The organism is Nocardia sp. NPDC055002 (genome assembly GCF_053608825.1).
Map to the genome: position 1 here is coordinate 35,398 of NZ_JBSGWE010000004.1, position 14,845 is coordinate 50,242.

A 14,845-nucleotide genomic window follows, 5' to 3' on the forward strand; every position below is an offset into this window, starting at 1 on the left:
GCCATCCGCTGATTCCCCTGCCGGGCACGTCACAAACGTCGCAGCGCGAAGAACGAAATGAGGCGAACACCAGCTGTGAGCAGCTCAACTTCCCAGTTCGGACAGAACCAGTGGCTAGTCGACGAGATGTATCAGAAGTTCAAACAGGACCCGTCCTCGGTCGACGCGAGTTGGCACGAGTTTCTCGCGGATTACACGCCGGAAGCCACCGAATCCGCTAACAGCCAGGCACCGGTCGCCTCCTCCGCTCCCTCAGCAGCCGCAGCCCCCAAGGCGGCCGCTGCGCAGACCCCGGCTCCCAAAGCCGTGGTAGCGACGGCACCGCCCAAGCCCCCCGCGGCTCCGGCTCCGCCCGCCGCTCCGGCTCCGGCTCCGGCCGCCAAGACCGTGCGTGCACCGCAGACCACACCTGCACCGGTGTCGAACGCACCGGCCACCACCGCACCCAAGGCTGCCGCCGCCGGTCCGGAGAACAAGGTGCTGCGCGGCCCCGCCGCCGCGATCGCCAAGAACATGTCGGCCTCGCTGACGATCCCCACCGCGACGTCGGTGCGCGCGATCCCGGCCAAGCTGATGATCGACAACCGTCTGGTGATCAACAACCACCTCGCCCGCACCCGCGGCGGCAAGATCTCGTTCACCCACCTGCTGGGTTACGCGATCGTGCAGGCGATCAAGACGTTCCCGAACCTGAACCGCCACTTCGCCGAGATCGACGGCAAGCCGAACTCGGTCACCCCGGCCCACACCAACCTGGGCCTGGCGATCGACCTCCAGGGCAAGGACGGCAACCGATCGCTGGCCGTGGCCGCCATCAAGGAAACCGAAGACATGAGCTTCGGTCAGTTCCACGCGGCCTACGAGGACGTCGTGCGCCGGGCACGCGAGGGCAAGCTCGGTAACGACGACTTCTCCGGCGTCACCATCTCGCTGACCAACCCCGGCACCATCGGCACCGTCCACTCGGTGCCGCGCCTCATGCCGGGCCAGGGCGCGATCATCGGCGCCGGTGCGATGGAGTACCCCGCCGAGTTCCAGGGCATGAGCGACGAGCGGATCGCCGACATCGGCGTCGGCAAGCTGATGACGCTGACCTCGACCTACGACCACCGCATCATCCAGGGCGCCGAGTCGGGCGACTTCCTGCGCACCATCCACAACCTGCTGATCTCCGACGAGTTCTACGACGAGATCTTCCACGGCCTCGGCGTGCCGTACGAGCCGATCCGCTGGCGCAAGGACATCAGCGCGCGCGGCGTCGACAAGAGCGCGCGGGTGCTCGAGATGATCGCGGCCTACCGCAACCGCGGCCACCTGATGGCCGACACCGATCCGCTGCGCCTGGTCAAGGACAAGTTCCGCAGCCACCCCGACCTCGACGTCACCGAGCACGGCCTCACCCTGTGGGACCTGGACCGCACCTTCGACGTGGGCGGTTTCCACGGCCAGGAGCGGATGAAGCTGCGCGACGTGCTGTCGATCCTGCGTGACGCGTACTGCCGCCACGTCGGCGTGGAGTACACCCACATCCTCGAGACCGATCAGCTCAAGTGGATGCAGGATCGGGTCGAGCAGAAGCACGTCAAACCGACTGTCGCGCAGCAGAAGTACATCCTGAACCGGCTCAACGCGGCCGAGGCGTTCGAGACCTTCCTGCAGACCAAGTACGTCGGCCAGAAGCGTTTCTCGCTCGAAGGCGCCGAAGCCGTCATCCCGATGATGGACGCCACCATCGACCAGTGCGCCGAATACGGCATGGACGAGGTCGTCATCGGCATGCCGCACCGCGGTCGCCTCAACGTGCTCGCCAACATCGTCGGCAAGCCGTACTCGAAGATCTTCACCGAGTTCGAGGGCAACATGAACCCGGCGGCCACCCACGGCTCCGGCGACGTGAAGTACCACCTCGGTGCGCACGGCCAGTACCTGCAGATGTTCGGCGACAACGAGATCGAGGTCTCGCTCACCGCGAACCCCTCGCACCTGGAGGCGGTCGACCCCGTCCTCGAGGGCCTGGTGCGCGCCAAGCAGGACCTGCTCGACAAGGGCGACGGCCCCGACGGCTTCTCGGTGATGCCGCTGATGCTGCACGGCGACGCCGCGTTCGCCGGTCAGGGCGTGGTCGCCGAGACGCTGAACCTGTCGGGTCTGCGTGGTTACCGCGTGGGCGGCACCATCCACATCGTGGTGAACAACCAGATCGGCTTCACCACGGCGCCGGAGAACAGCCGCTCCACCGAGTACTCCACCGACATCGCGAAGTTCATCGGCGCGCCGATCTTCCACGTCAACGGTGACGACCCGGAGGCCTGCGACTGGGTCGCACGCCTCGCGGTCGACTTCCGGCAGAAGTTCCGCAAGGACGTCGTCATCGACCTCGTCTGCTACCGCCGTCGCGGGCACAACGAGGGTGACGATCCCTCGATGACCCAGCCGGAGATGTACGACATCATCGACACCAAGCGTTCGGTGCGTAAGGCGTACACCGAATCGCTGATCGGCCGTGGCGACATCTCCATGAAAGAGGCCGAGGACGCGCTGCGCGACTACCAGGGTCAGCTGGAGCGTGTGTTCAACGAGGTCCGCGAGCTGGAGAAGTACGTTCCGGAGCCGTCGGAGTCCGTCGAGGACGACCAGAAGGTGCCCGCCACCGTGGTCACCGCGGTCGACAAGTCGGTGCTGCAGCGCATCGGTGACGCGTTCCTGAACACTCCCGACGGTTTCAACGTGCACCCGCGCGTGAAGCCGGTGCTGGAGAAGCGTCGCGAGATGGCCTACGAGGGCAAGGTGGACTGGGCTTTCGCCGAGCTGCTCGCCTTCGGTTCGCTGATCGACCAGGGCCACGATGTGCGCCTGACCGGTCAGGATTCGCGGCGCGGCACGTTCACCCAGCGTCACTCGGTGATCATCGACCGGATCAACGCCGTCGAGTACACCCCGCTGCACAACATCGGTTCGGAAAAGCCGGGTTGGTTCGCGGTGCACGACTCGGCGCTGAGCGAGTACGCCGCCGTCGGTTTCGAATACGGCTACTCCCTGGGCAACCCCAACGCACTCGTGTTGTGGGAGGCGCAGTTCGGTGACTTCGTCAACGGCGCGCAGTCGATCATCGACGAGTTCATCTCCTCCGGTGAGGCCAAGTGGGGCCAGCTCTCCGACGTGGTGCTGCTGCTGCCGCACGGCCACGAGGGTCAGGGTCCCGACCACACCTCCGGTCGCATCGAGCGGTTCCTGCAGCTGTGCGCTGAGGGCTCGATGACCGTGGCGGTGCCGTCCACCCCGGCGAACTACTTCCACCTGCTGCGCAGGCACGCGCTCGACGGGATCCGTCGTCCGCTGATCGTCTTCACGCCGAAGTCGATGCTGCGCAACAAGGCCGTGGTGTCCGATGTCAAGGACTTCACCGAGTCGAAGTTCCGTTCGGTGTTCGACGAGCCCACCTACGAACAGGGCATCGGCGACACCGCCAAGGTCAAGCGCATCCTGCTGACCTCGGGCAAGCTCTACTACGAGCTGGCCGCGGAGAAGGCCAAGCACAAGCGCGAAGACGTGGCGATCGTCCGGATCGAACAGCTCTACCCGATCCCGACGTACCGCCTCAACGAGGCGCTGGCCAAGTACCCGAACGCGACCGACATCGCCTGGGTCCAGGAAGAACCGGCCAACCAGGGCGCATGGCCCTTCTTCGGCCTCAACCTCCCCGAGGTGCTGCCCGAGCGCCTGGGCCGTCTGCGCCGCATCTCGCGTCGTGCCATGTCGGCGCCGTCCTCGGGTTCGTCGAAGGTGCACGCCGTGGAGCAGGCCGAGATCATCGGCGAGGCTTTCGAGCCGACCACGTAAGTTCTTCTCGCACAACGGCGAACGCCGGGTGGATCATCGCGATCCGCCCGGCGTTCGCCGTTTCCGGACACTGCGGCGAGACATCGGTCACAGAGTTCTCTTATCCGGGTGGCAACGGTGCCACAGTGTGCCCCGGTAATGTCCGGCGCGAACTACCCCAAGGGGCCCGCCCTGATCTGGACTGAGTGGAGGGTGCGACGAAGGAGTGCCCGGAGGGAGGGAAGATCAGGGGCCCGAAGGGCCCCGCTCGAGCGCGCCAGCGCTCAGAAAACACAGGAGCGTGGCATGGCGAACGGACGTAACGGATACCTGCTGTTGGGCGGGATCGCGTCGGTGGGAGCGGGCGCCGTGCATTTCATGGCGGCGGGCATGCACACCGAACACGCCACGCTGGCGCGGTTGATGGTGGTGCTCGCCGCGATCCAGTGCGCGACCGGGCTGGCGGTCTTGCTGAGCGAGCGCAAGGTGGTTGTGAGTTCGATGCTCGCGGTGAATGCCTTCGCCGCCGCGGTGTGGGCGTTCACCCGGTTCGCCGATGTGGGGTGGATCGCCGGGTTGACCGCGGAGTCACCGCAGGTGGCCGACACCGTGTGCGCGGTGTTGGGTGCGCTGGCCGCCGTCGCCGCGGGCATCGGCCTGCTCCGGCCCACCGCGACCCTGCCGCCGATGCGGTCCGGGATCGCGGCCGCGGCCGTGGGGGTGCTGGCGCTGGCGGCGATGCTCAACGGTGTCGGGCACGTCCACAGTCACGGCGACACCGGCGATCACGCGCATGCCGGGGGCGACGACCACGCACACGGCGCGGGCGACGACCACGGCACCGAGGCGAACTGGCCGCGCCCGTGGGATCCCACGAAACCGATCGACCTGTCGGGTGTCGCCGGTGTGACGTCCGACCAGCAGTCGCGCGCGACCAACCTGGTGCGCAGCACGCTCGACGGCCTGCCCGCCTTCTCGGATGTGAACACCGTTGGCGCCCTGGGCTTCCGCTCGATCGGCGACGCGGCCACCGGGTACGAGCACTACATCAACATGAGCTACATCCGCGACAACAACTTCCTCGACCCCGCCCACCCGGAGTCGCTGGTCTATCGGGTCGACGGAACCAACCGCACCCTCGTGTCGGCGATGTACATCGCCAACGGCAAGAAGATCGACGACCCGGGCCTGGTGGACTTCGGCGGTTCCCTGATGCAGTGGCACGTCCACGACAATCTCTGCTGGAAGGCGGGCGACAACGGCCCCGTGGTCGCCGGTGTCCTCGACGCCCAGGGCAATTGCCCGCCCAACTCCATCAACCCCGGCGCGGGCAATCCGATGGTGCACGTCTGGATCGCCCCGCATCAGTGCGGTCCGTTCGCGGCGCTCGAAGGTCATGGTGCGGGCCAGGCGAGCGCCGACGGCCGGCGCACCGACACTTGCAGCCACGACCACGGCGGCGGCCACAAGTAAGCGAATACCTCTCAGCCGGGCTGGACCCAGCGGCGCAGGGCGTCGATCGTGGATTCCGGAGACGTGTTGAAACAGAAGCGGATTCCGGGCGCGAGGTCGGACGCGACATTGATCAAGCGCTCGAACAGCAGAGTGTGTTCGGGCGCCATCCGTACGCCCGCACCGATCATCGCGACCCGGAACTCCCCGCCCGCCGCGCATTCGCGCAGGACCGCTTCGGCCGCGTCGGGGTCGGCCGGGACCTGGCAGGAGACGATGTCGAAACCTGCTTCGCGCAACGCGGTTTCGCCTGCGGCGATGCGCGCGGTCAGGGTGGCTTCGTCGATCTGCGGGTAGCGCGTGTAGTCGACGGCGCTGGGGTGCAGACCGATCGACAGCACCGTGCTCGTCTTCGGTTGTGCCACTGGGCTCTCCGTTCTCATCAGATAGGTGGTGATGCCGAGGCCGGCGAGCACCGCCACGAGCAGGGCGCCCGCTCTCACCACGACGTGGGGCCCGTTCGGTCGAAGAATCCGCCGGTCGGGCCGTCCAGGTCGGCCGTCGCCACGGCGACGACGGCGTCGGTGCCCTCGGTGACGGTCTGGAAACCACTGTGCCCGTTGAGGTCGGTGGCGGTGTAGCCGGGATCGATCGCGTTGACCTTCATCTCGCCGAGTTCGCTCGCGTACATGACGGTGAGCATGTTCAGCGCCGCCTTGGTGCTCGGGTAGCCGAGGGCGGGCGGCAGCAGGCCCTGCCACTTCGGGTCGGTGACCGTCGCGATCGAGCCGACACCGCTGGAGACCATCACGATGCGGGGATGGTCGGACAACCGCAGCAGCCCCACGAACGCGTTCGTCACCCGGACCGGGCCGAAGACGTTGGTCTCGAACACTGCTCGCAGATCGTCGGGCCCGGTCTCGGAGGGTGCGCTGCGCGGACCTCCGATGCCCGCGTTGTTGATGAGCACGTCGAGGCGGCCCGCGGTGGCCTTCACGATGTCGGCGGCCGCGGCGACGGACTCGTCGGAGGTCACATCGAGCGGGACGAATCGAACGTCGAAACCGGCCGCGGTGAAGTCGGCGGCGGCGGCCTCGCCGAGTGCGGTGTCGCGGGCGGCGAGGAACACCTGCCAGCCGGCTTCGGCCAGCCGGCGCACCGTTTCCCGGCCGAGTCCCTTGTTGGCCCCGGTGACCAGGGCGATCGTTGTCGTCATGACTCCAGAGTCACGTCGATGCGGCCCGGTCTCCAGTGCTGCCTCGGCATAGGACCGGCGGTACCACCCCTGATCCGCTGTCCTGCGGCACCATGGGAGGGGTGGACAGAGCGGAATTGGCGACGGTATTGCGCACCGCGCGTTCCCGGCTGACCCCCGCCGACGCGGGCCTGCCGGGCGGGTCACGCAGGCAGGTCCCCGGATTGCGGCGCGAGGAAGTGGCGAGCCTGGCCGGGGTGAGCGTCGACTACATCGTGCGGTTGGAGCAGGGCCGCGGACCGAAACCGTCGGAACAGGTGCTCGGCGCGCTGACCAGGGCGCTGCGGCTCACCGATGTCGACCGCGATCTCGTCTTCCGGCTCGCCGGGTCGGAACCGCCGCAGGCCGGGCGGATTCCGATGGTGATCCGCCCCAGCGTGCTGCGGCTGCTGGATCGCCTGGCCGATCTGCCGGTGCTCGTGCTCTCGGCCAAATCCGATGTTCTTGCCTGGAATCCCTTGTCGGCGGCGCTGCTCGGTGATTTCTCCGCGATCCCGGTGGCCCAGCGCAACATCATGTGGCAGCGCTTCCTCGGCACCGGCATGGGCCGGGTCGTGATGACACCCGAGGAGGCCGACAGCAACGCGGCCGCCTGCGTGGGCTGCCTGCGCGCGGTCAAAGCGACCTACCCCGACGACCCCGGCCTGACCCGCCTGCTCACCGAAATACGCACCGGCAGCCCAGAATTCGAGTCACTCTGGCAGGCGGGCCGTTCCAGCGCCATGCACAGCCTCACCAAAACCATCGCCCACCCCCACCTCGGCGCCCTCACTCTCGACTGCGACGCCATGCACGTCCCCGACACCGACCAAACCATCATCATCTACTCCGCCGCCCCCCACACCCACACCGCGACCGCCCTCGACCTCCTCCGCGTAACCGGCCTCGAATCCTTCGCGACACCGCTCACCGAATAACCGATGGCCACCACAGGGCTGCTCGGATACGGTGCGTTACTCGCGAAGGAGTAACGATGACCACCGCACCACGCACCATCATCCTCTGGCGGCCGACCGGCCCCGAGGAGCTGGCGCTTGTCGCCGATTCCGGTTGGCGCACCTGGCCACCACGCCTTTCCGACCAGCCGATCTTCTACCCGGTCCTCAACGAGGCCTACGCGGTGCTGATCGCCCGCGATTGGAATGTGCCCGCCTCCGGCGCGGGATACGTCACCCGCTTCGCAGTCCGAACCGACTACCTCGACAACTACGACGTGCAACAGGCCGGCGGCCGCGACATCCTCGAATACTGGATCCCCGCAGCGGATCTCGACGAATTCAACCGCAACATCGTCGGCAGGATCGAGGTCGTGCGCCGCTTCCCGGAAGACGCTCCCCTTCCCGAAACGGCGTGACCGGGGCATCGAGGGTCAGACGGCTCGGTCAGGGCCGTCACCCGTAGGTCGGACACCGCGGTGCTGTGGACATCCCGGCGGTTCACCTGCTCATTGCGTGGCTGACGGGGCAAATCGTCGCCCGGAGACCCCGAATCGGCAGCCGCAACCCCGGTTTTCCGGGCTACCGGTCGGTCGGTTCAGAGGGCAGCATCCATGTCGTCAACTGTGACAACACTTGTCGAAATGGGGAGTTAGCGTGTCGATCGGGAAATTCGTGATGGCGGGCGCGGCGATGGTGGCACTCGGTGCGGTGGTGCCCGCTACCGCGGCGGCCGCGCCGACGGTGCCGGTCGCCGAGGCGGGCACCGGCAGTGCCGACGCGACCAGCGGGAGTGCCACGTTGGTGATGCTCATCGAGGAGCTGTTCAAGCCGTGCCCGTTCAGCAGCACCGTGTGCCCGGCCACCGATAACTGAGCCGACAGCGAAGGACCCCGTCATCACCTCAGACGGGGTCCTTCGTGTCGTAGCGAGGATCGATCGGGCCTACACGGACGCAGATTCGACGCTATCCGGCTCGGTGTGCCGCCACCGCGGCCGCGGTTTCGGCCATCACGAGTTCCGCGTTGATCTGCGCACCGGCCATGGCCCCGGCTGCCGCGGCAGCGCCGACCTGGGCGGACGGATCGGTGGCATTGCCCGCGATCCAGACGCCGGGCACCGAGGTGCGGCCGACGGGATCGGCGGGGATGTGGTCGCCCATGCCGGAGGGGTGCGGTTCGGGAATCAGGCCGAGGTCGGTGAGGAACGTGGCGCGGGTGTTCATCCGAGGTGCCACGACCAGCGCATCACGTCCGATGACGGTGCCGTCGGCGAGCTGGACGCCTGTCAGCCGGTCGGCGCCGAGCACCTCGACCACCTTGCCGTCGACGATCCGGATACCGCGTGCCACCAGCTTTTCCGCATCGTCGGCGCTCACCGGGTCGGCCGTGTGCGACAGAAAGACGATGTCGTCGCTGAGCTGGCTGAACAGCAGCGCCTGGTGCACCGACATCGGGCTGCTCGCCAGGACCGCGATGCGCTGATCGCGCACTTCCCAACCATGGCAGTACGGGCAGTGCAGGACATCGTGGCCCCAGTGTTCGCGCAGCCCGGGAACATCGGGGAGCTCGTCGGCGAGTCCGGTGGCGACGAGAATGCGCCGGGCCGACACGGTGCGCTCGTCGGCGAGGGTCACCAGGAATTCCGAGCCGTCGACGTCTGCCGCACGCCGCACCGAGACAACCCGGCCCGACACGACGTGGCCGCCGTACCCGCGCACCTCGGCTCGCCCGAGCTCGAGCAGCTCCAGCGGCGACATCCCCTCACGCCCGAGCAGTCCGTGGACCCCCTGAGCAGGCGCGTTGCGCGGCGCCCCCGCGTCGATCACGGCCACCGAGCGCCGCGAACGCGCCAGCATCAGCGCCGCGTTCAGTCCGGCGGCTCCACCGCCGAGTACCACCACGTCGTACGAATCGTCCAGTTGTGTCATCTCGACCTCCTTCGAGCATCCACCGTGCATCCCAGCGACAAATACTGGCAACCTTATTTGCCGATATGGCAAAGTGGAGAGCATGGAGGACCTCGATCAAACCCTCGACTCGGTCGGCCCTCGGCTGCGCACCCTGCGCAAACAGCGCCAGACCACCCTCGCCGACCTGGCCCAGGAGACCGGCATCTCGGTGAGCACCCTGTCGCGTCTGGAATCCGGCGACCGCAAACCCACCCTGGAGCTGCTGCTCCCCCTGGCCAAGACACACGGCGTCACCCTCGACGAGCTCGTCGACGCTCCACCCACCGGCGACCCGCGCATCCACCTGCGCCCGGTCACCCGCCACGGCATGACCATGCTCCCGCTCACCAAGCGCGCGGGCGGCATCCAGGCGTTCAAGATGATCATCGCCCCCGGCGCCCGCAATCGCCCCCAGACACCGCAGGTGCACGAGGGCTACGAGTGGCTGTATGTGCTCAACGGTCGCCTGCGCCTGATCCTCGGCGACAACGATCTGATTCTCACCCCCGGCGAAGCCGCGGAGTTCGACACCCATATCCCGCACTGGTTCGGCGCGGCCGACGAGCAATCCGTCGAATTCATCAGCCTGTTCGGCAAGCAGGGCGAGCGCGCGCACCTGCGCGCCCGCCCCAAATCCGACTAGGCAGGCACGACGGGGGCGAGCACACTCACCTGTGCGCTCGCCCCGGCGGAAACAGCGAGAATCAGCCGAGCGTGAAGCTCGCGCGTCCCGCGATGTGCTCCAATTCCTGGTGCTGGGGCAGGGATTCGTCGGTGGTCACGATCCAGGCCTCCACCCGGCCCTTGCCGGGCGCGGTCCCGAACCCGACGATCACATTGCCCGGCGCGTGCAGGATCTGACCGTTCTCCACGGGGTGCGACTGGCCGTCGCTGTAGCCGGTATCGAGATTGCGGAAGCGCACGGCCACCTGATAGCGCTGGCAGAAGTCTCCGGTCTGGGTGATCGCCACCCGTACACCGAAGGTGCCCGATTGCGGCTGCGGCACGGTCTGGGCGTTGATGATCGCCGCGCAGTTGGCGCCGGGAGTCCGGCTGAGCGTCGGCGTGAACACCGCGATCGGATCCGACGGCAGCGCGCCGGCGGGCGCACCGAGCCCGACGAGGACGGCGCCCGCGGAAACAACCACGGCCGAGAATTTGCGAATTGTGCTGTTCGTGAGAGTCATACCCACTTCGTCGTGCCGAACAGCCCCACCGTTAGCCAGTGCAATGGTCTCGATTCGGCAACCAAATGTGTTGTGCCACAACACATTCAGGGAACTCATACTGCGGGCACGCAGCGGCGAAGGGCAGTGCAAACCCATCAGTTGTTCGCGACACTCCCGTCGGGGCGTTAACAGCGACCCGGAGAAATTCAGCCCTGGAGCGCGGCGATCAACGCCGGACTCAGCGCCAGCGCGGGCAGCGACTCCACCAGCAGATCGACCAGCGACTCGCGACTGATCGGCTTGTCGATCATCCAGGTGAGGATGGTCTCCTCGACGAAGGCGATCCAGCCGCGAATGGCCAGGGTGAGCCGGGCCAGATCGGGATCCTCGGGCGGCAGCGGCAGTTCGCTCACGATGAGATCGGCGATGGCGCCGCGGGTTTCGTTGACGTAGTCGGCCATGTCGGGAGTGACGCTGGCGGGCCCGCGCAGCACCGAGCGATACGACGCGGAGTGCTCGGTGGCGTAGTCGACGAATCGTTCGATCGAGTCGCGCAGCATGTCGAACAGCGACAACTCGCGGTTGGGCATGATCGCGACGAAGAACTCGGTACTCACGTGCCGGGCGATCGCCTCGTGGAATTCCTGCTTCGAGGCGAAGTAGTGGAACAGCAAGCCCCGCGAGATGCCCGCCTGCTTGGCGATGTCGTCGACCGAGATGTCCTCGAGCGACCGGTCGACCAGCATCTCGGCGCCGAGGGTGATCAGCTGCAGCCGACGCTCCTCGGGGCTGAGCCGCACACGCTTCGTCTCTCCCACACTCCTGGTACTCACACCAGCCATCCTAGCCACTACTGAACCTGGCTCAATAGCTGTTGACTCCGGCTCAATAAGACCGTATTCTGCAATACATGAGTCGTAAGGTTACAGACAACGTTGTCGAGCCCCGGGTCGCTGAAACCCGCCATGTGAAGACGATCATCGTCGGCAGCGGGTTCGCCGGCCTCGGCCTGGCCATCCGCCTGCGCCAGGAGGGTCGCGACGATTTCCTCGTGCTCGAGCGCGGCAGCGAAGTCGGCGGCACCTGGCGCGACAACACCTACCCGGGTGCTGCCTGCGACGTGCCTTCGCACCTGTACTCGTACTCGTTCGCCCCGAACCCGAACTGGACCCGCTCGTTCTCCAAGCAGGGCGAGATCCAGGGTTACATCAAGAGCGTCGCCGAGCGCTACAACGTGCTCGACCGCCATGTCTTCGACTGCGATGTGCAGAGCATCCGCTGGAACGAAGCGGCCGCGCGGTGGGAGATCAGCTCCACCCAGGGCGAGTTCACCGCCGACACCGTGGTCTCCGCGGTCGGCGCGCTGTGTGAGCCGTCGCTGCCGGATATCAAGGGCATCAACAGCTTCGAGGGCGAGATCTTCCACTCCGCCCGCTGGAACCACGACGCCGACCTCACCGGCAAGCGCGTCGCGGTGATCGGCACCGGCGCGTCCTCGATCCAGATCGTGCCCGCCATCGCGAGCGAGGTCGCCACGCTCGACGTCTACCAGCGCACCGCGCCGTGGCTGCTGCCGCGGATGGACCGCCCGTATCTGCTGCCCGAGCGGCTGGCGTTCAAGCACATTCCCGCCGTGCAGCGTCTCTCGCGCGCGGCCATCTACGCCGCGCGTGAGACCCAGGTCGTCGGCCTGACCCGCTTCCCCGTGCTGATGAAGGCCTTCGAGGCCCTCTCGCGCGCCAAGCTGCAGATCGAGATCCGCGATCCCGAACTGCGCAAGAAGGTCACCCCGAACTACCGGATCGGCTGCAAGCGCATGCTGATCTCCAACGACTACTACCCCGCGCTGGATCGCGACAATGTCGACGTGATCACCGACGGCATCGCCGAGGTGAAGCCGGGCTCGATCGTCACCAAGGACGGCACCGAGCGCGAGATCGATGCGCTCATCGTGGCCACCGGCTTCCACGTCACCGACTCCCCGACTTACAACTCGATGGTCGGACGCGACGGGCGCACGCTGGCCGAGGTGTTCGACGAGATCGGCCAGCAGGCCTACAAGGGCTCGGCCATCGCGAACTTCCCCAATATGTTCTTCCTGGTCGGCCCGAATGTCGGCCTCGGCCACACCTCGATGGTTTTCATGATCGAATCGCAGATCAACTACGTCAGCGACGCGCTGGCGACGATCGACTCCCAGGGTCTGCGCACGGTCGAGGTTCGCGAAGACGTGCAGCAGGCCTACAACGCCGACCTGCAGGAAAAGTTGGGCAAGACTGTCTGGAACACTGGCGGGTGCGCCAGCTGGTACCTGGACAAGCACGGCAACAACACCACGTTGTGGCCGGACTTCACGTTCGAATTCCGTAGGCTCACACGGCATTTCGATGCCGCCGCCTACACTACGACAATCGCAGACGCCGACAGGGAAGTGGTGGCAGCACAGTGAGCAAAGATGCTTACTTCACGAACAAGGTATGCGTGATCACCGGAGCGGGCTCCGGCATCGGTCGCGCGCTGGCCGAGAACCTGGCCGCGCGTGGCGCCAAACTCGCGCTGTCCGACATCGACGCCGAGGGCCTGGCCCAGACCGTCGCGTCCTGCGAGAAGCTGGGCGCGCAGGTGAAGTCCGACCGGCTCAACGTGGCCGAGCGCGAGGCGTTCCTGCTCTACGCCGATCAGGTGAAGGCGCACTTCGGCGTCGTGCACCAGATCTACAACAACGCGGGCATCGCCTACCACGGCGACGTGATCAAGACCGAGTTCAAAGACATCGAACGCATCATGGATGTGGACTTCTGGGGCGTCGTCAACGGCACCAAGGCGTTCCTGCCGATGCTGATCGAGTCCGGCGACGGCCACGTGATCAACGTGTCCAGCCTCTTCGGCCTGGTCGCCGTGCCCGGCCAGGCGGCCTACAACTCGGCCAAGTTCGCGGTGCGCGGCTTCACCGAGGCGCTGTTCCAGGAGATGAAGGTCGCCAAGGCGCCGGTCAAGGTCACCTGCGTGCATCCCGGTGGCATCAAGACCGCGGTCGCCCGCAACGCCACCTACGCCGAGGGCATGGACGGCGCCAACGCCGCCACCCTGTTCGACAAGTACCTGGCGATTCACAGCCCGGAGATGGCCGCGCAGACCATCACCGAGGGCGTGCGCAAGGGGCAGGCCCGCGTGCTGATCGGCTGGGAGGCCAAGGTGCTCGACGTGAGCGTGCGCTTCCTCGCCTCCGGCTACAGCCGGATCTCGGCCGTGGTCAACGGCCGCTTCATGCCACACTGACGCTCCGCTAGATCCGAGGAAACTCCATGCGCGAGTTCAAGATTCCGCTGCCGATCGCCCGTGCGTTGCTCGACCCGGTGTTCCGGGTGACCCTCAACGCGCGGCTACCGGTCGCGGTGCAGCGCGTTCTGCTCGACGCGGTCTCCCGGCTGCAGTTGGTGCCCGACGGTTCGGTCGTGCAGCACCTGCAGCTGGGTGGGCGCCCCGCCGAACGCGTGATCGCCGAAACCGCCATTCCGGGTTCGCGTACCCGGGCGGTACCGCCCGAACGTGCCGCGGGCGCGATCTTGTACCTGCACGGCGGCGGCTACGTGGTCGGTTCCATCGCCACACACCGTTCGCTGGTGGCCGGGCTCGCCCGCGAGACAGCGTGCGCGGTGTACTCGCTGGACTACCGACTGGCGCCGGAGCACCCGTTCCCGGCCGGACTCGACGACGCCGAGGCCGCGTTCCTCGACCTGGTCGGCAACGTCGGCTACCGACCCGAACAGATCTGTGTGGCCGGCGACTCGGCAGGCGGCGGCCTGGCGATGGCACTGGCCCAGCGGCTGATCGAAAAGCATCAGATGACCCCCGCCGCACTCGGCCTCATCGCGCCATGGGTGGACCCCACCGAGGTACCGAGCAAGGATCGCGACCTGGTGATCAACCGAACGTGGTCGCGAGCGTGCGCCGCCCACTATCTCGGCGACGCCGCCGCGACCGAAGCGGGATACGCCCCGCTGTCGGGCAACCTGATCGGCCTGCCGCCCACCTACGTGCAGGTCGATGTGAGCGAACTCCTGCACAACCAGTGTCGCAAGCTCGTCTCAGCCCTGCGTGGAGCGGGCGTGCACGTCCGCTTCACCGAAACCCGCGGCCTCTGGCACGTCGCGCAACTGCAAGCCGCGCTGGTCACCGAGGCAGCGCTGGCTCTCAGCGAACTCGCGGAATTCCTGCGAGAAGCAATTCAGCCGGTATCGATAGACGATTTACGATAAAGCCT

At 67.0% G+C, this 14,845-nt stretch carries 14 protein-coding genes; 9 read left to right on the top strand and 5 right to left on the bottom strand.

The genetic code is table 11. The features are described from left to right. Window positions 1-57: 57 nt before the first annotated feature. Both ACWF99_RS16915 and ACWF99_RS16920 read left to right on the top strand, forming a co-directional pair. Entirely contained in the window at window positions 58-3,840 is a 3,783-nt protein-coding gene (locus tag ACWF99_RS16915) for a multifunctional oxoglutarate decarboxylase/oxoglutarate dehydrogenase thiamine pyrophosphate-binding subunit/dihydrolipoyllysine-residue succinyltransferase subunit (protein ID WP_452536671.1), read from the top strand. Between the two features lie 285 nt (window positions 3,841-4,125). After that, window positions 4,126-5,292 carry a hypothetical protein gene (locus tag ACWF99_RS16920; protein ID WP_452536673.1) on the top strand — a complete coding sequence of 389 codons (1,167 nt, stop codon included), beginning with the start codon at window positions 4,126-4,128 and terminating at the stop codon, window positions 5,290-5,292. Between the two features lie 11 nt (window positions 5,293-5,303). Here ACWF99_RS16920 and ACWF99_RS16925 read toward each other — a convergent pair whose 3' ends face one another. Both ACWF99_RS16925 and ACWF99_RS16930 read right to left on the bottom strand, forming a co-directional pair. Further along, entirely contained in the window at window positions 5,304-5,777 is a 474-nt protein-coding gene (locus ACWF99_RS16925) for a hypothetical protein (RefSeq protein WP_378638348.1), read from the bottom strand. Continuing rightward, the gene (locus tag ACWF99_RS16930; RefSeq protein WP_452536675.1) at window positions 5,771-6,487 is read right to left on the bottom strand and encodes an SDR family NAD(P)-dependent oxidoreductase; all 717 of its coding nucleotides are present in this window, start codon (window positions 6,485-6,487) and stop codon (window positions 5,771-5,773) included. The genes ACWF99_RS16925 and ACWF99_RS16930 overlap by 7 nt, the downstream gene beginning before the upstream one ends. A gap of 101 nt (window positions 6,488-6,588) precedes the next feature. On the opposite strand from ACWF99_RS16930, the gene ACWF99_RS16935 reads away from it, so the two are divergent. The 3 genes from ACWF99_RS16935 to ACWF99_RS16945 all read left to right on the top strand — a co-directional run bounded on the left by ACWF99_RS16935 (window position 6,589) and on the right by ACWF99_RS16945 (window position 8,337). Then, window positions 6,589-7,443: a helix-turn-helix transcriptional regulator gene (locus ACWF99_RS16935; RefSeq protein WP_452536677.1), complete on the top strand. Its 855-nt coding sequence runs from the start codon at window positions 6,589-6,591 to the stop codon at window positions 7,441-7,443. Between the two features lie 56 nt (window positions 7,444-7,499). Continuing rightward, window positions 7,500-7,880, top strand: coding sequence for an ADP-ribosylation/crystallin J1 (locus ACWF99_RS16940; RefSeq protein WP_378652224.1), 381 nt, complete (start codon window positions 7,500-7,502; stop codon window positions 7,878-7,880). 238 nt (window positions 7,881-8,118) lie between these two features. After that, window positions 8,119-8,337 (top strand): hypothetical protein, encoded by a 219-nt coding sequence (locus ACWF99_RS16945; RefSeq protein ID WP_378638337.1) that lies wholly within the window; start codon window positions 8,119-8,121, stop codon window positions 8,335-8,337. A gap of 91 nt (window positions 8,338-8,428) precedes the next feature. Here ACWF99_RS16945 and ACWF99_RS16950 read toward each other — a convergent pair whose 3' ends face one another. Next, entirely contained in the window at window positions 8,429-9,391 is a 963-nt protein-coding gene (locus ACWF99_RS16950) for an NAD(P)/FAD-dependent oxidoreductase (RefSeq protein WP_452536680.1), read from the bottom strand. Between the two features lie 82 nt (window positions 9,392-9,473). On the opposite strand from ACWF99_RS16950, the gene ACWF99_RS16955 reads away from it, so the two are divergent. Continuing rightward, window positions 9,474-10,055, top strand: coding sequence for a helix-turn-helix domain-containing protein (locus ACWF99_RS16955; RefSeq protein ID WP_452536682.1), 582 nt, complete (start codon window positions 9,474-9,476; stop codon window positions 10,053-10,055). A gap of 61 nt (window positions 10,056-10,116) precedes the next feature. On the opposite strand, the gene ACWF99_RS16960 is transcribed toward ACWF99_RS16955, so the two are convergent. Continuing rightward, window positions 10,117-10,560 carry a hypothetical protein gene (locus ACWF99_RS16960; RefSeq protein ID WP_378638330.1) on the bottom strand — a complete coding sequence of 148 codons (444 nt, stop codon included), beginning with the start codon at window positions 10,558-10,560 and terminating at the stop codon, window positions 10,117-10,119. Between the two features lie 227 nt (window positions 10,561-10,787). Beyond that, window positions 10,788-11,423, bottom strand: coding sequence for a TetR/AcrR family transcriptional regulator (locus tag ACWF99_RS16965; protein ID WP_378638327.1), 636 nt, complete (start codon window positions 11,421-11,423; stop codon window positions 10,788-10,790). A 68-nt stretch (window positions 11,424-11,491) separates the two neighbouring features. Here ACWF99_RS16965 and ACWF99_RS16970 point away from each other — a divergent pair, with 68 nt between their 5' ends. Genes ACWF99_RS16970 through ACWF99_RS16980 form a run of 3 tightly spaced genes read left to right on the top strand, consistent with a single transcriptional unit; the run spans window position 11,492 to window position 14,840 of the window. Next, complete coding sequence (locus tag ACWF99_RS16970; protein WP_452536684.1) at window positions 11,492-13,030, top strand: flavin-containing monooxygenase; 1,539 nt, start codon at window positions 11,492-11,494, stop codon at window positions 13,028-13,030. Then, complete coding sequence (locus ACWF99_RS16975; protein ID WP_378638322.1) at window positions 13,027-13,860, top strand: SDR family NAD(P)-dependent oxidoreductase; 834 nt, start codon at window positions 13,027-13,029, stop codon at window positions 13,858-13,860. Before ACWF99_RS16970 ends, ACWF99_RS16975 begins: the two co-directional genes overlap by 4 nt. A 26-nt stretch (window positions 13,861-13,886) precedes the next feature. Then, window positions 13,887-14,840, top strand: coding sequence for an alpha/beta hydrolase (locus tag ACWF99_RS16980; protein ID WP_378638320.1), 954 nt, complete (start codon window positions 13,887-13,889; stop codon window positions 14,838-14,840). The last annotated feature ends 5 nt before the right edge of the window (window positions 14,841-14,845 follow it).